This window comes from Curtobacterium sp. SGAir0471, assembly GCF_005490985.1.
In the GTDB taxonomy this organism is placed as follows: domain Bacteria; phylum Actinomycetota; class Actinomycetes; order Actinomycetales; family Microbacteriaceae; genus Curtobacterium.
Genome location: NZ_CP027869.1, coordinates 2,958,778 through 2,976,219 on the forward strand (window position 1 = coordinate 2,958,778; position 17,442 = coordinate 2,976,219).

Annotated in this window: 13 protein-coding genes; 5 read left to right on the forward strand and 8 right to left on the reverse strand. The window is 72.0% G+C overall.

Annotation, left to right across the window (positions count from 1 at the left end):
• Nucleotides 1-23 precede the first annotated feature (23 nt).
• Nucleotides 24-452 carry a hypothetical protein gene (locus tag C1N91_RS13735; RefSeq protein ID WP_058727751.1) on the reverse strand — a complete coding sequence of 143 codons (429 nt, stop codon included), beginning with the start codon at nucleotides 450-452 and terminating at the stop codon, nucleotides 24-26.
• Nucleotides 453-827: 375 nt separating this feature from the next.
• On the opposite strand from C1N91_RS13735, the gene C1N91_RS13740 reads away from it, so the two are divergent.
• Nucleotides 828-4,412 carry a TIM-barrel domain-containing protein gene (locus tag C1N91_RS13740; RefSeq protein ID WP_217496437.1) on the forward strand — a complete coding sequence of 1,195 codons (3,585 nt, stop codon included), beginning with the start codon at nucleotides 828-830 and terminating at the stop codon, nucleotides 4,410-4,412.
• A 70-nt stretch (nucleotides 4,413-4,482) separates the two neighbouring features.
• Here the strand turns inward: C1N91_RS13740 and C1N91_RS13745 are convergent, their stop codons facing one another.
• Nucleotides 4,483-4,938 carry a DUF4383 domain-containing protein gene (locus C1N91_RS13745; RefSeq protein ID WP_058727750.1) on the reverse strand — a complete coding sequence of 152 codons (456 nt, stop codon included), beginning with the start codon at nucleotides 4,936-4,938 and terminating at the stop codon, nucleotides 4,483-4,485.
• A gap of 160 nt (nucleotides 4,939-5,098) precedes the next feature.
• On the opposite strand from C1N91_RS13745, the gene C1N91_RS13750 reads away from it, so the two are divergent.
• Complete coding sequence (locus C1N91_RS13750) at nucleotides 5,099-5,821, forward strand: tyrosine-protein phosphatase (protein WP_137768181.1); 723 nt, start codon at nucleotides 5,099-5,101, stop codon at nucleotides 5,819-5,821.
• 120 nt (nucleotides 5,822-5,941) lie between these two features.
• Here the strand turns inward: C1N91_RS13750 and C1N91_RS13755 are convergent, their stop codons facing one another.
• Entirely contained in the window at nucleotides 5,942-6,808 is an 867-nt protein-coding gene (locus C1N91_RS13755; protein WP_175416035.1) for an SMP-30/gluconolactonase/LRE family protein, read from the reverse strand.
• 125 nt (nucleotides 6,809-6,933) lie between these two features.
• A complete protein-coding gene (locus C1N91_RS13760) occupies nucleotides 6,934-7,962 on the reverse strand; it encodes an LLM class flavin-dependent oxidoreductase (RefSeq protein WP_137768182.1) in 1,029 nt (342 codons plus the stop codon).
• Nucleotides 7,963-8,021: 59 nt separating this feature from the next.
• Between C1N91_RS13760 and C1N91_RS13765 the strand changes: the two genes are divergently transcribed.
• Nucleotides 8,022-9,935 (forward strand): ABC transporter ATP-binding protein, encoded by a 1,914-nt coding sequence (locus C1N91_RS13765; RefSeq protein ID WP_137768183.1) that lies wholly within the window; start codon nucleotides 8,022-8,024, stop codon nucleotides 9,933-9,935.
• A gap of 98 nt (nucleotides 9,936-10,033) precedes the next feature.
• Nucleotides 10,034-10,801, forward strand: a complete 768-nt coding sequence (locus tag C1N91_RS13770) for an SDR family NAD(P)-dependent oxidoreductase (RefSeq protein ID WP_137768184.1) — start codon at nucleotides 10,034-10,036, stop codon at nucleotides 10,799-10,801.
• A 13-nt stretch (nucleotides 10,802-10,814) separates the two neighbouring features.
• On the opposite strand, the gene C1N91_RS13775 is transcribed toward C1N91_RS13770, so the two are convergent.
• Nucleotides 10,815-11,780: a hypothetical protein gene (locus tag C1N91_RS13775; RefSeq protein ID WP_137768185.1), complete on the reverse strand. Its 966-nt coding sequence runs from the start codon at nucleotides 11,778-11,780 to the stop codon at nucleotides 10,815-10,817.
• 308 nt (nucleotides 11,781-12,088) lie between these two features.
• Here C1N91_RS13775 and C1N91_RS13780 point away from each other — a divergent pair, with 308 nt between their 5' ends.
• Nucleotides 12,089-13,285: an FAD-binding domain-containing protein gene (locus C1N91_RS13780; RefSeq protein ID WP_137768186.1), complete on the forward strand. Its 1,197-nt coding sequence runs from the start codon at nucleotides 12,089-12,091 to the stop codon at nucleotides 13,283-13,285.
• A gap of 123 nt (nucleotides 13,286-13,408) precedes the next feature.
• Here C1N91_RS13780 and C1N91_RS13785 read toward each other — a convergent pair whose 3' ends face one another.
• The 3 genes from C1N91_RS13785 to C1N91_RS13795 all read right to left on the reverse strand — a co-directional run bounded on the left by C1N91_RS13785 (nucleotide 13,409) and on the right by C1N91_RS13795 (nucleotide 17,432).
• Nucleotides 13,409-15,508 carry a beta-galactosidase gene (locus tag C1N91_RS13785; protein WP_137768187.1) on the reverse strand — a complete coding sequence of 700 codons (2,100 nt, stop codon included), beginning with the start codon at nucleotides 15,506-15,508 and terminating at the stop codon, nucleotides 13,409-13,411.
• Between the two features lie 77 nt (nucleotides 15,509-15,585).
• Nucleotides 15,586-16,485 (reverse strand): carbohydrate ABC transporter permease, encoded by a 900-nt coding sequence (locus C1N91_RS13790; protein WP_137768188.1) that lies wholly within the window; start codon nucleotides 16,483-16,485, stop codon nucleotides 15,586-15,588.
• Nucleotides 16,482-17,432, reverse strand: a complete 951-nt coding sequence (locus C1N91_RS13795) for a carbohydrate ABC transporter permease (RefSeq protein ID WP_254678263.1) — start codon at nucleotides 17,430-17,432, stop codon at nucleotides 16,482-16,484. The genes C1N91_RS13790 and C1N91_RS13795 overlap by 4 nt, the downstream gene beginning before the upstream one ends.
• Between the last annotated feature and the right edge of the window lie 10 nt (nucleotides 17,433-17,442).

A 17,442-nucleotide genomic window follows, 5' to 3' on the forward strand; every position in this document is an offset into this window, starting at 1 on the left:
CTGCACCGCCGGGCGCAGGGGCGTCAGCCGGCAGCCCGGCGCACCAGCTCGCGGAGCCGCTGCTCGACCTCGTCGGTCCACTCGACGACGGCGAACGAGGTCGCCCACATCGGCCCGTCGTCGAGCCTGGCGTCCTCCTGGAAGCCGACCGTGGCGTACCGCGCACCGAACTTCGACGCCGGCTGCACGAACGTGACGACCTTGCCGTCCCGTGCATAGGACGGGAACCCGTACCAGGTCTTGGGGTCGAGCTCCGGGGCGACCTCGGTCACGAGGACGTGGTACCGCGACGCCAGCGTCTGGTCGAAGCCCTCGAGCGCCTCGATGGCCGCGGTGCAGGCCTCGCGCTCGGCCTCGCGCTTCGCAGCGCCCTTCAGCCCGCGCGTCGCCTTCCGTTCCTCCGCCGCCTGCTGCATCGCGGCGCGCTCCGCGTCGCTGAACACTCCGGCCATGTCCGTCTCCCTCGCCGATCCCGTCCCGAGCGCCGGTCGGGGGGACCGGTGCTGACGGAATCCTGGCACCGCGGGTACGCCGAGCACCACCCACCGGACGGGAGGCTCGGTGCCGGCCCGCCACCAGCCTCCCGCCCGGCGCACGGTCACGGCCTGCACGGCGCCGCCCGCCGCCAGCCTCTCGTCCGGCGTACGGTCGCGGACCGCGACCGGAGCAGGCCACAGAACGAGCCGCGTCGATGATGACCCTTCCTCGGGGGCCAACGAACCCCTATGGTCTACAGCGTTGTAGAACGGGGGCGTCGATCGGGCGGTCCCGCTGGTACCGGCCGGAGCACGGCCCGATGGACGACGACGTCCACGAGGAGCACACACTTGCGACCACTCTCCCTGCGACCCCGAGGGCGGCGGCGTGCGCTGTCCTCGGCCGTCGTCGCCGCGACCGCACTGGGCATGCTCGGCATCGCGACCCTGCCCGCCACCGCGGACCCCGCAGCCGCACGCACCGTCGTCTCCGGGCAGGCCCGGTTCGAAGTGCTCTCCCCCACCCTGATCCGCACCGAGTACGCCGGGGACTCCCGCTTCACCGACGGCAGCACCTTCAACGTCGTCGGTCGCGACGACTTCGCGCCCACGCGGTTCACGAAGACCGAGCAGGACGGGTGGCTGACCATCGACACCGGATCGATGGTGGTCCGCTACCGGGAGGGCTCCGGGCCCTTCACGCAGGACACTCTGCAGACGAGCCTCACCCTGCCCACCGGCCAGCACGTCACCGGCACACCCTGGGTGACCACCCCGAGTCCGTCGTGCGCGGTCGGCGCGCTCTGCGAGGCCGAGTCGCTCGGGCTCAGCGGCCTGTCGCTGGCCACGGACCACGGCGACTACACCGGCGCCGGCTTCGCAGCGGGCTTCGAGTCCGTCGGCAACGCGCTGACCTTCCGCACCACCACGGCGACGGCGGGGCCGGTCGACCTGCTGCTCCGCTACGCGAACAACCAGGGCGGCGATGGCAGGGTCACGACCCGGACGCTCACCGTCACGGTCGACGGCCGAGCGGCGCAGACGATCAGCCTCGCCCCGGGTGCGAACTGGGACGACTGGCGCACGACGACCGCGACATCGCTCGACCTCGGTGCCGGCGAGCACACCGTGCGCATCGAGCGGACCGCGGACGACTCCGGTCAGGTGAACGTCGACAGCCTCGCCCTGGTGCCGACCGGTGCTGCCTACCCCGCTCCCACGGCCACGGCCGTCGGCGAGGACTGCGCCTTCGGCGTGGTGTGCCAGGCGGAGGACGCGGCCCTCGACGCTCCCGCCACCGTGGCCACGGACCACAACGGCTTCGCCGGAACCGGGTTCGTCGCCGGGTTCGAACGCGCCGACGCCCGCGCCACCGCGCACGTCACGGGTGTCCCGGCCGCCGGCGACTACGCCCTGCAGGTGCGCTACGCCAACGGTTCACGGAAGATCCCGACGCTGACGGTCGCGCCGACCGGACGCACGGCCACGACAGCCGACCTCCCGACCACGAGCAGCTGGGACTCCTGGACCACCGTCAGCATCCCGGTGCACCTCGCCGCGGGGACGAACGACGTCGTGCTCGGCTGCCCGACGACGGCGGGCAACTGCAACGTGAACCTGGACACGGTCGCGGTGGTCGCCGCCGACGCGCCCCTGCTCGCCGCGCACGCTCCACTCGGCGGCTACCGGCGTGACCTCGACACCGCGAATGGCCTGGTGAAGACGAACCCCGGGCTGCTCTACCAGGACGGCTGGTCGCTGCTCGACGACAGCGCCTCGGCCGGGTACGACCAGGCGGCCGGCGACGTCGCCCCCGCGAGCGACCACGGCGGCGAGCCGTACCAGGACGGCTACGTCTTCGGCTACGGCACCGACTTCCGGCACGCACTCCGGGAGCTCGCGGTCCTGACCGGCCCGACGAAGCTGCTCCCCCGGTGGGCGTACGGCGTCTGGTACTCGGAGTACTACGACCGCTCGCAGGCCGACTACGAGGCGATCGCGAAGCGGTTCGCGGACGAGCGGGTGCCCGTCGACGTCATGGCGATCGACACCGACTACAAGACCGGCAGCACCACGAACCAGGACGACAGCAAGTGGGACGGCTGGTCGGTCGACCCGGCCAGAATCCCCGACATGACGCAGTTGCTCAGCGACTGGCACGCCGAGGGCATCCACAACACCCTCAACATCCACCCGACGATCTCGAGCCAGGACCCGGAGTTCGCCCGGGCCCAGGCCACCGCGAAGGGGAAGCTCACCAAGGGCGACGGGGACCGGTACCTGTTCGACTGGTCCGATCCCGACCAGTTGCGCGCGTACTTCGAGCTGCACGAGTCGCTGCAGCCCGAGGGCGTCGACACGTGGTGGCTCGACTGGTGCTGCAGCGAACGCTCGCGGTACTCGGCGAACGGCGTCACCCCGGACGCGTTCATCAACGAGCAGTACGCCCGGCACGTGGACGAGGCCCTGGACGGGCGCGGCTTCGCGTTCTCGCGGGCGTACGGCTCGCTGACCGCGGGCGGCTACGGCAACCCGCAGGCGGTCCCGACCGGTCCGTGGGCGGACAAGCGCACGACGGTGCACTTCACCGGGGACACGACCTCGTCGTGGGACATGCTGCTGGCCGAGGTCGGGTACACGCCCGGTGAGTCCGCGGCGACAGGGCTGGCCGCGATCAGCCACGACATCGGCGGCCACAACGGCGCGCAGTACGGCATCGCGGGAGCGGAGCCGGGCACGACCCAGCTGCCCGAGGACCTCTACGCTCGATGGGTGCAGCTCGGGACGTTCCAGCCGATCGACCGCCTGCACAGCAACCACAGCGACCGGCTGCCCTGGCAGTACCCGGCGGCGGCGAACGCGTCGGCGAAGCAGTTCCTGGACCTCCGCGAGGACCTGCTCCCGCTGACGTACACGCTCGCCGCCCGGGCCACCGCGACGGGCGAGCCGATCGTGCAGCCCCTGTACCTGCAGTACCCGGAGGCGCAGGAGTCCTACGCCGAGGCCGGGTCGGAGTACCTGTACGGGCCGGACGTGCTCGTCGCCCCGGTAACGACCGCGAACGACGCCTCCGGGACCGCCACCCGCTCCGTGTGGTTCCCCGCCGGCAGCTCCTGGACCGACTGGTTCACCGGGCGGACGTACGCCGGCGGCACCTCCGCCGACGTGACGACGGGTCTCGACGCCATGCCGGTGTTCGTCCGGAGCGGCGGCATCGTGCCGACGCGATCCCACTACGTGCGGAACGACGCGGCGCCGCTCGACGCGGTCACGCTGACCGTGGCGTCGGGTGCGGACGGGTCCTTCGACCTGTACGAGGACACCGGGGCCGACGCAGCCCCCACCGTCCGGGCGTCCGCAGCTGCGGCGGCGGACAGCGCTTCGACCGCCGTCCGGTACACGCAGCAGTCGACCGGCGGGACGCTCGACATCGCCCCGGCAGACGGGTCCTTCACGGGACAGGTCCGGGACCGGTCGTGGACGGCGACGTTCACGGACACCGACCTGCCGCGCTCGGTCACCGTCGACGAACGGGCCGTCCCGGCCTCGGGCTGGTCGTACGACGCTGACACGCGGACGCTCTCCGTGCCCGTCGACGAGCGCCCCGTCACCCAGCGCACGGTCGTGCGCTTCAGCAGCGTGGCCGTGACGGTCCCGCCGACGACGGGACCGACGCCCGGCGACGGCACCCCCGGTGGTGCCGGCCCCGTCGCCGATCCGGGCGCGGGCACCCCGAGCACCGTGCCCGGTGCCGGCGGGACCGTCGCCGACGGAGCCGGCGGCGCTCCGACCACCGGTGCGACGTCGGACCGCCGCGGCGGACCGCTCGCCTGGACCGGTGCGGACGTCGTGCCGCTCGGCCTGCTGGCGGCGGCACTGCTCACGACCGGTGTCCTGCTGACGCTGCGGCACCGCCGGCGCCGGTCGCTGGACTGACGCCTGGCACACGACAGGAGCGCGCCGGTCCGAGGACCGACGCGCTCCCGTCAGCGCTGGACGGGGTGGGTCAGCGCGCGGTGCGACCGGCGCGGGGCAGGAGCACACCGAGCAGGATCATCGCGACGGCGAGCAGCGCGTGCAGCACGTTGTCGGCGCTGTTCAGCGGGACGAAGTTCGCCGCGCCCGCCATGTTCGCGACGAAGAGGCCGAACACGAACAGCACGGCGTAGATGATGCCGCCGACGAGCAGGTACGAGCGCGAACCCGCGGCCGAACGGGCGGCGAGCAGGCCGACGATGCCGAACAGCAGGTGCACGATGTTGTGGAGCACCGACACCTGGAACAGGCCGAGGAGCATGGCCATCGAGCTGTTGCCCGCGAAGGACAGCGTGCCCATGTCCATGGTCAGGCCGGGGATGAAGCCGGCGATGCCGACGATGAGGAAGACGATCCCGAAGAGCAGTGCGCCCTTCTGGACGAGGGTCGAAGCGAAACCGGTACGGGGTGATGCTGCGCTGGACATGTGGTCTCTCCTTGTGTGCGAGGACCGGGTCGTGGTTCCGGTCGATGCGGTGACGGGTGTCACGCGCGGTTGCGCTTCACGGTAGACATGCAGCCCGCTCTCGGTTTCCCCCCGTCCGGGGGGACGCGTCGAACGGACAGACGCGTCGTACGGTGACAGGGTGCGCGAACTCGACTGGGACGGCTACCGGAACGTGCGCGACCTCGGTGGGCTCCCGACGCCGCTGTCGCCGACGGGCGCGACGCAGTTCGGCCGGGTGGCCCGCGGTCCGCGCCGCGAAATGCTGACCGATCGCGGATGGCAGGATGCCTGCGCCTGGGGTCTCCGCTCCGTCGTCGACCTGCGGTGCGCCGACGAGGTGGGCCGGCGCGACGGCGATCCGCTCGTCGCTCCGGACGCCCTGGCCGGGATCACCGTCGTCTCGGCCCCGACCGAGGACCAGGACGACCCGGACTTCCGCGAGGTCTGCTTCCCGATCCTCGACTCCCCCGAGTACTGGCGGCACAACTGGCGGATCCTGCCCGACCTCGTGCTCGGCGCCCTGCGTGCGATCGCGGACGCGCCGGCCGGCGTGCTCGTGCACTGCAGCGCGGGACGCGACCGCACGGGCATGGTCAGCACGCTGCTGCTCGCGGACGCCGGGGTGTCACCGACGGTGGTCGCTGAGGACTACGCGGTCTCCGTCCGGGCGATGGCGGGCACCGGGACACACGCGCCGGGCGACCGGCAGGCGTCGTGGGACGCCGAGCGGGTGACCGACTGGCTCGCCACGGTGGTGAAGATCGTCGAGGACGTCGCCGCCGACGTGGACGCGGCGTTCACCGCGGTCGGTGCGGACGACGACCTGCGCGCGCGGTTGCGCGCACGACTCACCACGCCCTGATCGAGCGGGTGGCGGCGGTCAGGCGGGTGGCGGCGGTCAGGCGGGTGCCATCGGACGGGAGGCTCGGTGCCGGCCCGCGCCGCGCCTCCCGTCCGTCGGCGGCTCAGGCCGGGCGTGTGGTCACGGCCCGGGGACGGTGACGCGGACCGCGCTGATCCGGCCGGCGCGCGTGCGCGCCGTGGTGGCCGGGTCGTAGCTGTCGGCGGTGGCCAGGTAGAGGGTGCGGCCGTCCTCGCCGCCGAGCGCGCAGTCGATCGCGCACAGGCCGGGGGCGTCGACGCGGTCCGTGACCGCGCCGCCCTCGACGATCCGGAGGAACTCCCCCGTGTCCACCGAGCAGACCCAGATCGCGCCCTCGGCGTCGACCGTGCTGCCGTCCGGCGTGACACCGTCGGGCAGCGCTGCCCACTCGCGGCGGCGCGTGAGCGAGCCGTCCGGTTCGATGTCGAACGCCGTCAGGCGGCCGCCCCACGTCTCGCTGACCACCAGGGTCCGGGTGCCGGGGAGCACGTTCGCGCTGTTCGGGAACACCAGGCCGTCGGCGGCGAGCCGGGCCGTTCCGTCCTGCTCGACGACGTAGAGCGGGCCGGGGCCGAGTTCCTCGCCGCCGTACAGGTCGTAGCCGAACGCGCCGACGTACGTCCGACCGGTCGCCGCGTCGACGACCAGGTCGTTGAGGAGCGAGGGCTCGATCGACGACAGGTCGGCGAAGGGCTCGTTCGACCCGTCGGGACGGACGACCTGGATCGTCCGCGCGTTCATGGCACTGACGATCAGCCGGCCGTCGGCGAGCCACCCGAGGCCCGACGACTGCCCGTCGATGGTCGTCTCGAGGTGCGGCTCCGCGTCCGGAGCACCGGGGTCGACCGAGAACACCTCGCCCGTGTGCATGTCGGAGTACCAGAGCCGGCCGTCGTGCCAGCGGTTGCCCTCGGGGAAGCGGATGCCGGAGACGACCTCGGTCGCGGAGTCGATGGTGGTGTGCACCCGTCCAACCTGCCAGCCGGGACTGGCCGGGCCCTGGTGGTCGACGGCACTGGCGGTCAGCGGTCGCCGGCGCTGGCGGTCCGCGGTCGCCGGCGCTGGCGGTCCGCGGTCGCCGGCGCTGGCGGTCAGCGGTCGCCGGCGGCCGGCGTCCAGCCGAGCTCGGGACCCAGCCGCGCGGCCATGTCCTCGATGATCTGGGCGTAGTCGTCGGGCGCGAACGAGAACGGCAGCGCGAAGGCCACCTCCGTCGCCACCTGGTACCCGGCGTCCGCGCGGAGTCGGTCGGCGATCTCGGCCGAGCTCCCGACGAGGTCGGCGGCGAACAGCAGCTTCCCGGGCCCCTGCGGCACCCCGACCCGGCCGGCCCTGGCCTCGGCGTAGGCCCGGTAGCGCGCGACCTGCTCCGACGTTGCCGAGTCGGTCGGGATGACGACGAGGCCCTGCGACACCCGCGCCGCAGCGGGGTCCGGGTGCGCGTCGAGGTAGGCCTCGACCTGGGCGCGCTGGTTCGTGGCGAAGTCCGCGCCGACCTCGCTCCGGGTCACGCTCGAGGTGAGCAGGTGGAAGCCGTTCTCGGCCGCCCAGACCGCGGACCTCGTGCTGCCGGTCCCGTACCAGAGCCGGTCGGCGAGCCCGGGGCTCTGCGGCTGCACGGTCGTGGCGAACTCCTCGATCCCCCGGTGTTCGGCGACCGCGGTCACGGCGTCGCCGCGCACGAGGTCGCGGAAGCGCAGCAGCCGGTCGTTGCCGAGGTCCTCGTGCTCGGCGGTGTCCGGGTGGATCGCGTCGCGGTACAGGTCGTAGTGCATGGGCGTCCCGACCGAGAACCCGGGCTGCAGCCGGCCGCCGAGCAGCACGTCGACGGTGCCGAGGTCCTCGGCGAGGCGGAACGGGTTCTCGGCACCGATCGGGGTGACCGCGGTGCCGAGGGCGATCCGCGACGTGCGCTGCGAGGCGGCGGCCAGGATCGCCACGGGTGACGAGATGCCGTGCTGCAGGTGGCGGTGCCGGAGCCAGGCGCTGTCGAAGCCGAGGGTCTCGGCGCGCTCGATCACGCGGAGCGTCTCCTCGTGGCCGACGGCGGGACGCGCGGGGTCGAACGAGCCGATGGTCAGGAAGCCGAGGCGCGCGAGGGGACGGTCGTCGGAGGGCATGACCCGATGGTGGCAGACCGGGGCGCGGGGCGTCGGTGGTCCCGACGTATCCTGGCCGCATGAGCATGGAGGGCGCGGCCTGGAGCTCGCTGTACAAGATCTCGTCAGCGAAGGACGCCGGGCGGGGCTTCTCGCGCGAGTCCCTCCGTCGGATCATGACCTTCGCGGTGCCGTACCGGGCGCAGCTCGTGGTGTTCATCGCGCTGTCGGTCGTCGGGGCGTTCCTCGCCGTCGCGACCCCGGTGCTCGCCGGCCAGGTCGTCGACGTCATCGCCGCCCGTGGCGCCGTGTCGACGATCGTCTGGCTCGCCGTGGTCATCGCGCTCGTGGCCGTCGCCGACGCCGCGTCGTCGCTGCTGACCCGCTGGTACTCGGCGCGCATCGGCGAGGGCGTGATCCTCGACCTCCGGACAGCGGTGTTCAACCACGTGCAGAAGATGCCGATCGCGTTCTTCACGCGGACCCGCACCGGCGCCCTGGTCAGCCGGCTCAACAACGACGTGATCGGCGCGCAGCAGGCCTTCAGCGGCACGCTCTCGGGCGTCGTCACGAACATCGTCGCGCTCGTGCTGACGCTGGTCGTCATGCTCAGCACCTCGTGGCTGGTGACGGTCATCGCCGTCGTCATGCTGCCGGTCTTCCTCGTCCCCGCGCGCCGGATGGGCAGCCGTCTCGCCGCCCTCCGCCGCGAGGCCGCCGACCACAACTCCGCGATGAGCACGCAGATGACCGAGCGGTTCTCCGCGCCGGGCGCCACGCTCGTCAAGCTGTTCGGCCGCCCCGACGACGAGGCCGAGGAGTTCCGGATCCGCGCCGCCCGCGTGCGTGACATCGGCGTCCGCACGGCGATGCTGCAGTTCGTCTTCGTCACCGCGCTCATGCTCGTCTCGGCGCTCGCCCTCGCACTCGTCTACGGCCTCGGCGGCACGCTCGCCCTCGGCGGGCAGCTGAACACCGGTGACGTCGTGACCCTCGCGCTCCTGCTCACCCGCCTCTACGCGCCGCTCACCAGCCTGGCGAACGCCCGGGTGGAGATCATGAGCGCCGTCGTGAGCTTCGAGCGCGTCTTCGAGGTGCTCGACCTGCGACCGCTCATCCAGGAGAAGCCGGACGCGGTCACCCTGCCCGACGGCCCCGTCGCGGTCGAGTTCGACGACGTCCGGTTCGCGTACCCGTCCGCCGACAAGGTCTCGCTGGCCTCGTTGGAAGAGGTCTCCACGCTCGACACCCGCGGTGGCGACGAGGTGCTGCACGGTGTCTCGTTCCGGATCGAGCCCGGGCAGACCGTGGCCCTGGTCGGGTCCTCCGGCGCCGGCAAGTCCACGATCGCGCAGCTGCTCTCCCGCCTGTACGACGTCGACAGCGGTGCGGTCCGTCTCGCGGGCACGGACGTCCGCGACGTCACCTTCGAGTCGCTCCGGCACACGATGGGCATGGTCACCCAGGACGGGCACCTGTTCCACGAGACGATCGGCGCCAACCTGCGCCTGGCACGGCCCGAGGCCACCGACGACGAGGTCTGGGACGCCGTGCGCCGTGCTCGCCTCGAGCCGCTCATCCGGTCGCTGCCCGACCAGCTCGACACCATGGTCGGTGAGCGCGGCTACCGGCTGTCCGGCGGCGAGCGCCAGCGCATGACGATCGCGCGGCTCCTGCTCGCGCAGCCCCGGGTCGTGATCCTCGACGAGGCGACCGCGGCGCTCGACTCGACGTCCGAGGCCGCCGTGCAGGCCGCGCTGAGCGAGGCGCTCGACGGGCGGACGGCGATGGTGATCGCGCACCGGCTCTCGACCATCCGGAGCGCGGACCTCATCCTGGTGGTCGAGGACGGCTCGGTCGTCGAGCGCGGCACGCACGAGGAGCTCCTCACGGCCGGCGGTCGCTACGAGGAGCTGCACCGGACCCAGTTCGCGGTGCAGGCGGACCAGGCACCCGACCCCGCGCCCCTGCACGGGAGCAGCGTCCCCTCCTGACAGCACTCCGGACACCTGCACGAGGCCTCAGTCGATCCGCCGGACCACCGGAGCGACATCGGAGCACCGTGGGCAGCACCGGACCCACAGGAGGAACCATGCTGCTCGAGGGCAAGACCATCGTCGTCACCGGCGGGAACAGCGGGATCGGTGAGCAGATCTGCCTCGCCGCGGCCGCCGAGGGCGCGAACATCGTCATCGACTACGTCGCGCACCCCAAGGCGACGGACCGGCTGATCCACCGCATCGAGGAGGCCGGCGGGCACGCGGTCGGGGTCGACGCCGACATCACCAGCGCGTCCGACCTGCACGCGATGGTGCAGAAGGCCGTCGACGCGTTCGGCTCGCTCGACGTCCTCGTCAACAACGCCGGGATCGAGGACCGCAAGTCGCTGCTCGAGGAGACCGAGGACGGCTACGACGAGGTCATGGCCGTGAACGTGAAGAGCGCGTTCTTCGGTACCCAGGCGGCAGCGAAGCAGTTCATCGCGCAGGGGAACGGCGGCCTGGTGCTCAACATCTCGAGCGTGCACGAGGACTGGCCGATGCCCGGCAACCTGGCCTACTGCGTCTCGAAGGGCGGGATGCGGATGCTCGCCCGGAGCGGCGGCGTGGAGCTCGGGCCGCACGGGGTCCGGATCGTGAACATCGCTCCCGGCGCGGTCGACACCCCGATCAACACGGCGACGACCTCGGACCCCGACAAGCTGCGACAGCTCGACGACGCGATCCCGCTCGGCCGCCCGGCGAAGCCGCACGAGATCGCCGAGGTCGTCGTGTTCCTGGCGTCGGGCAAGGCCGCCTACATGACGAGCACCACCGTCACGATCGACGGCGGGATCTCGCAGGGCAGCGTCGGGCTCTGAGCCCGGACGTCGATCAGTCCCCGTCGATGTCGTCGTAGCGCTTCGACGGGTCCCAGAAGCGACGCTCGAGGCGTCCGTCCTGTGCTTCGGACGGATGCCGGTAGGCGATCTCGTCGATGAACTCGTCGAGCCCGCCGAGCGGATCCCCGTTCTCGGTGAACCGCCGTCGGACGTCCGCGACGGTCATGCGACACCGCTCGCCGGTGCAGGAGTCGACGACCTCCGCTGCCCGACCGGTCCGGAGGATCCGGAGCGCCTGCGCATCGCCACGGTCGACCGCCACCCAGTGCGTGTCGCGCGGGTCCACGAGACGTCCGAACGCGGGGTGCGGCAGGAGCCCCTGCACCTCGATGGCGTCGAGCACCCGCGCCGCGTCCTGCTGTCGCAGGTGCGTGAACTCGATCTGCCACTCGGGCTCGTCGTCGACCGCCGTCGGCCGGAAGTTCGTTGCTCGCCCGACCCACTCGGGGAACGCGGCCACGAGTGCCGGCGCCCGGTCGGGCGTCGTCCGCACGTGCGCGCCGTCCTCGTCCGCCGTGTAGACCCAGGACGCGCTCTCGGGGAAGACCGTGAAGGACGCCCGGTCGTCCACGGACAACGGGATGACGGCAGCCAGGGCCGGATCGTCGACCGACAGCTCGGTCACGAACGTGTGCTGGAAGTGGGGTTCCTCATCCGGTCCGGCCCAGGTGTCGTCGGGCTCCGAGTGCCACAGCGTCGCCGGGAGGTACCGCTCGACCCACGGGTCGCGCGGCGCCGGAGTCGGCCCCTCCGACCACGACATCGTCGCGACGAACACCCGCTCGGACGGGGTGCTCGCGCTCAGGGCGCGCAGGAGGTGCAGCGCTCGGAAGACGTGCTCCGCGTACTCCACAGCCAGCTCCGCGTGCCGGTGCAGACCAGGAAGGCGCTCGAACTCGAGCAGGACACCAGCACCGAACTCGTGGCTGTCCCGTGCCCCCGGGAGCGCGGGCGTCACAGGGCCTCCCACGCAGCGGCGACGGTTCGGAGGGTCTCGGAGGACGGGCGCTCGGTCACGTGGTCAGCCTAGGAGACCACTCGTCCGGAGATCGCGTCCGTGTCGATCCCGGTACGCGTTCCTCGGCATCAGCGCACCAGGATCGTCATCACGGCGCCGAGACGCGGCCTTTGGCAGACGGGCGCCTGCACAGGGTCGCCTACGAACCGTCGCCAGCACACGGTCGCCGGGATGCGGCCACCGGAGTGCAGGCGACGGTCGGGAGGGGCTCCCGGCTCGCTCGGGGCGACCAGGCGCAGGATGGCGCGGTGTTCATCTCCACGCGCGACGCCGGCCTCGACGCCCTCCACGAGTTCGTGCCGCACGCCGGCGCGGACTACCGGCGCGACCGCAACCACGACCAGGGACCGTCGCGGACGAACGTCTCCGGCCTGTCCCCGTACATCCGGCACCGGCTGGTGACCGAGCAGGAGGTCGTCGACGCCGTCCTCCAGCGCCACAGCCTGCACGCCGCCGAGAAGTTCGTGCAGGAGGTGTTCTGGCGGACCTACTGGAAGGGGTGGCTCGAGCAGCAGCCCGAGGTGTGGCGGCGGTACCGACACGAGGTGCGCGAGATGTTCGCCGGCGACCTGCCCGCCGGGTACACCGACGCGGTCTCCGGCCGGAGCGGCATCGAGGCGATGGACGCCTGGGCCCGGGAGCTGGTCGAGACCGGGTACCTGCACAACCACGTGCGGATGTGGTTCGCGAGCATCTGGGTGTTCACGCTCGGCCTCCCGTGGCAGCTCGGCGCGGACTTCTTCCACCGGCACCTGCTCGACGGGGACGCGGCGTCGAACACCCTGTCCTGGCGGTGGGTCGCCGGGCTGCAGACTCGGGGCAAGACCTACCTGGCGACGACCGAGAACATCGCGCGGTACACGGACGGGCGGTTCGCGCCGACGGGGCTCGCCACGACGGCGCGGGCACTCGACGAGGAGCCGTTCCCGCCTGCGACCCCCGTCGCCCCCGCCGACGACGTCGCCGCTGCGGTCGGGTCCCGCGTAGGACTGCTGCTGCACGAGGAGGACCTCGAGCCGGTGTCGCTGCTCGCGCCGCTCGGTGGAACGATCCCGGCGCTCGTGGCGACCGCGGTGAGCGCCGACGCGGAGTCGCGCTCCCCCGGGGCGGTGTCCCCGCTCGTCGAGGACTTCACCGCCGGAGCCGCGGCGGACGCTGCCGCACGGACGGTCGACGCCGACGGTCGCGCCGCGACGCTGCTCGGCGGCGATCGCGCAGCCGTCGTCGACTGGGCGCTCGGTGAGCGGCTCGACACCGTCCTCGTGCCGGTCGCCCCGGTCGGCCCCGTGCAGGAGCGGCTCGACGCACTCCGGCCTGTGCTCGCCGAGCACGACGTCGCACTGGTGGCTGTCCGACGTCCGTGGGAGAGCAGGGCGTGGCCGCACGCATCGCGCGGGTTCTTCCCGTTCCGGGAGAAGATCCCGCGGCTGCTGCGCGCGCGCTGAGCCCACAGCGGCCGCGGCGGCAGCGACCGCCGAGCCGGGACCACGAGCACGTCAGGACCACGGGACGGACGGGAGGCGCGGCACCAGCCGGCACCGCGCCTCCCGTCCGTCCCGTGGCCGCGTCTACCGGACGGCCACCACCCGCACGTCCCAGGCCCCGAGCGACAGCTGGGATCCCGCCGTGAGCGCCGTGCCGTCGAGGACGTCGTCCGCGTCGACCGGCAGCGTGAACGTGCTGGGTGTCCACGACCAGTTGTGGACGACGTGCACGGTCTCGCCCCGGGCGTTGTCGGCGGTCTGGACCGACTGCGTCTCCGTCTGCGGCAGCCAGGCCGTCGTGCCGTTCCCGTGCTCGACCGCCCAGGTCACGACTGCGGCGGCGAGCGTCGGGTCCGGCACCGTCCCGACGTAGGTCACCCGTCCGGCACCGTGCGCACGGGTGGTCACGGCGGCGAACCGGCCGTGGTGCGGGTGGTCGTAGCCGACGAGCACGTCGGCGTCGTCGACGAGCAGCCCGTCCGCCCAGCGCGTCGCCGTCGCTCCGGTCGGCACCGTGAAGCCGTGGTCAGCGGCGGCGGCACCCGCGGACACCGGCACACGCCGGCCGAGGTTGCTGAACTCGTCGTAGTGCACCCCGGCGGCGATGTCGAGGAAGGCCGGCTTGCGCTCGAGCCGGGCGCGGGCCTCCTCGTCCTCGTACCCGGTGCGGATGCCGACGACGAGGTGTCCGCCGGCCTCGGCGTAGTCCGCGAGCCACCGCAGCTGGGCGTCCGTCGCGATGGTGAACGCCGCTGCCACGAGCACCGGGCGCTCCGCGGCGACCGTGGCGGGATCGCGGTGGAACACCTGCGACGGGTGCACGGTGTTCGCCTGCAGACCGGCCTCGAACACGCCGCGGGCGAACGCGTCGTACACGGTCTGCCACGAGCGGCGGTCGGGCTCCGCACCGTCGCCGAGCGCGGGGTGCTCGTTCAGCGCCCACTTGGACTCGTTCGAGAACAGCAGGGCGACGTCGGCGTGCGGCCGGAGCCCGGCGACCCGGTCTCCAGCGTGCCGGAACTCGGCGCCGATGCGGGCGATCTCCTCGTAGGTGCGCCCCGGCTGCTGCGAGTGCGGCAGGATCCCGCCCCAGTAGGTCTCGACGCCGAAGTGCAGCGTGTGCCAGTGCCAGTACTCGATCATCGATGCGCCGCGTGAGACCAGCGCCCAGGCCGCCTGCCGCCACTGGCCCTCGTAGGCGGGTTCGTTCATCCACGAGAAGCCGATCGCCTGCGCGTTCGTCTCGGTCACCAGGAAGGGGGCCTGCTTCGACCCGTACATCCGGTCACCGGTCGCGACGACCGACCACGCGCCGGAGGACGTCCAGTACTGCGGCGCCTCGTCGGTGTTCGGCAGCTCGAGGGCGTCCTGCATCCGGTAGTACGGGTTGCCCGCCGTGACGTCGAGTGCCCGGGTGAGAGCGTCGTCCTCGACGGTCGGTCGCTCGTACGAGATACAGGTGGTGACGAACTGGTCCTCACGGGCGTACTCGCGCACGATCTCCGCCTGCCACGCGATGAAGTCGGTGGTGAGCGAGGCCTGGAACCGACGCCAGGCCAGGTCGTACTGCGGTTGCACGTTGCCGTCCGGCGTCCAGAGGTCCGCCCAGGTCGACAGGCGGTGGGACCAGTAGGTCAGCCCCCACTCCTCGTTGATCCGCTCGACGCTGCCGTAGGTGTGGCGGAGGTGGTCGACGAAGCGCTGGAACACCTCGGGGTTGGCGATGAGCTCGTTGCCGGGCTCGTTGTCGACCTGGTACCCGATGACGGCCGGGTGCTCGGCGTACCGGGCGGCGATCTTCCGGATGACCCGCTCGGCGTGGAACAGGAAGGCGGGGTGGGCGTGGTCGATCTCCTGGCGAGCGCCCCAACCCATCGGCTCCCCCGCGGTCCGGCGTCGCACGTTCACCTCGGGCACGATGCGGGCGAGCCACATCGGCAGCGCGTAGGTCGGCGTGCCGAGGATCACGCCGATGCCGTGTTCGTGGGCCGCGTCGAGCACGGGCGCGAGCCACTCGAGCTCGAACCGGCCGTTCTCCGGCTCCCAGGTGCTCCAGACGGACTCGCCCACCCGGATCACCGTGAAGCCGGCCTCCTGCATGAGGCGCATGTCCTCGTCGAGCCGAGGGGTGGGCTGGTACTCCTGGTAGTACGCGGCGCCGAAGAGGACGCGGTCGTGCTGCATGGTGCGAGGTGCTCCGTTCGTGGTGGTCGTGCGGTCGGTGGCGGTGCCGTGATCGATCCGTCCGGGCTCGGAGCCGCTCATCCCTTGACCGCCCCCGCGGTCAGGCCGTCGAGCAGCTGCTTCCGGAGGAGCAGGAACACGAGGATGGTCGGCACGCTCGCCAGCACGGCACCGGCGAGCACGAGGTCGTACGACCGGTTCTCGGATGCGAAGATCGCGTTCAGCCCGAGCGGCAGCGTGTACTGGTCGGAGTTCGAGACGAGCACGAGCGGCCAGAGGAACGAGTTGTAGCTCTGCAGGAAGCTCCAGACTGCGAGCGCCCCGAGCGACGGCCGGAGCAGCGGGAGCACCACGCGGCGGAAGGTCCCGAACTCCGAGTTGCCGTCGATGCGGGCGGCCTCGATGATCTCGTCGGGGATCGACTGGGTGATGAACTGCTGCATCATGAAGATCCCGAACGCCGGCGCGACCCACGGCACGATCAGCGAGAACCAGGGGTTCGCGAGCCCCGACTTCACCACGAGGATGAAGAGCGGCACGAGGATGACCGCGAACGGGACCGACAGCGACGAGAACATCACCGCGAACAGGACCCGCTTGCCGCGGAACCGGAACTTCGCGAACCCGTACCCGGCCATCGCGCACACGAAGACCGACACGACGGTGGCGATCACGGCGGTACCGACGCTGATGCCGAACCAGGCCCAGAACGGCTGTGTGGTGAGCAGGTTGACGTAGTTCTCGCCGGTCGCCGGGCTCGGGATGAGCGTGGGCGGTGTCGAGAAGATGTCGCCGCGGCGCTTGAACGAGCCGGACAGCGCCCAGAGCAGCGGGAACACGAACACGAGCAGCAGCACGACGAGCGTGGCGTAGAGCAGGCCGCGGCGGGCGATCCACCCGGGCGTGCGCGGCGGGCCGGACCGGGGGCGTCGTGCGCTGCCCCTGGTGGTCACGGCCTCGGTGACGGTGGCGTTCATGCGTCCCTCCCGATGGCGAGTGCGCGGTTGAGGATCTGGCTGACGCCGAAGACGACGACGAACAGGACGACGCCGGCCGCGGCCGCGTAGCCGAACTGCTGCCGCTCGAATGCGGCGCGGTAGATGAACATGGCGACGGAGAGCGTCGCTTCGCCCGGGCCGCCCTTCGTGAGCAGGTAGGGCTCGTCGAACAGCTGCGCGGCACTGATGAACGACGTCACGACGACGAACGCGGTGACCGGGCGGATCGCCGGCAGGGTGACGTTCGTGAACTTCCGGACGGTGCCGGCCCCGTCGAGCGAGGCAGCCTCGTACTGCTCCGGCGAGACGTTCTGCAGCGCGGCGAGGAAGAAGATCGTCAGGTACCCGACGGTGCGCCAGAGGAGCACGAAGCCGATAGCGACCTTGGCGAGCACGGGGTCGCCCAGCCAATCGGTGTCGGGCAGCCCGAACAGCGCCTTGAGCGTGGCGTTCAGCAGGCCGTAGTTCGTGTCGAACACCAGGCTGTAGATGAGCGCGATGACGATCGGCGACAGCACCATCGGGATGAAGAACGTCACGCGGAACAGGTCACGCGCTCGGAGCCCCTTGGCGTTGAGCGCCTGCGCGACGAGCAGCGAGACGGGCACGATGACGAACACGGCGACGAGCGTGTAGATCAGCGAGTTCACCAGAGCCGTGCCGAAGCTCGTGTCCCGGAACAGGTTCGCGTAGTTCCGGAACCCGATCCAGTTCGGCGTCCCGAGGCCCACCCACTCGGTGAGCGACAGGTACACGGCAGCGAGGACCGGCACGATCATGAACAGGGCGTACAGCACGTAGAACGGCGCGATGAACAGGTACGGGGCACTGCCGCCGTTCGTGTTGAGGCGGCGCCGCCTGCCCGGTGGGTCGGCTGCTGCGGGCGAGGCGGACACCGGGATACCGGTGGCGGTGGATGTGGACAAGGTCGTCCTC

Excerpts from the sequence above, each read along its gene's own strand:
- C1N91_RS13790 (WP_137768188.1), bottom strand. The coding sequence starts at position 16,485 with ATGAACGCCACCGTCACCGAGGCCGTGACCACCAGGGGCAGCGCACGA.
- C1N91_RS13735 (WP_058727751.1), bottom strand. The coding sequence starts at position 452 with ATGGCCGGAGTGTTCAGCGACGCGGAGCGCGCCGCGATGCAGCAGGCG.
- C1N91_RS13745 (WP_058727750.1), bottom strand. The coding sequence starts at position 4,938 with ATGTCCAGCGCAGCATCACCCCGTACCGGTTTCGCTTCGACCCTCGTC.
- C1N91_RS13785 (WP_137768187.1), bottom strand. The coding sequence starts at position 15,508 with ATGCAGCACGACCGCGTCCTCTTCGGCGCCGCGTACTACCAGGAGTAC.
- C1N91_RS13770 (WP_137768184.1), top strand. The coding sequence starts at position 10,034 with ATGCTGCTCGAGGGCAAGACCATCGTCGTCACCGGCGGGAACAGCGGG.
- C1N91_RS13765 (WP_137768183.1), top strand. The coding sequence starts at position 8,022 with ATGAGCATGGAGGGCGCGGCCTGGAGCTCGCTGTACAAGATCTCGTCA.
- C1N91_RS13760 (WP_137768182.1), bottom strand. The coding sequence starts at position 7,962 with ATGCCCTCCGACGACCGTCCCCTCGCGCGCCTCGGCTTCCTGACCATC.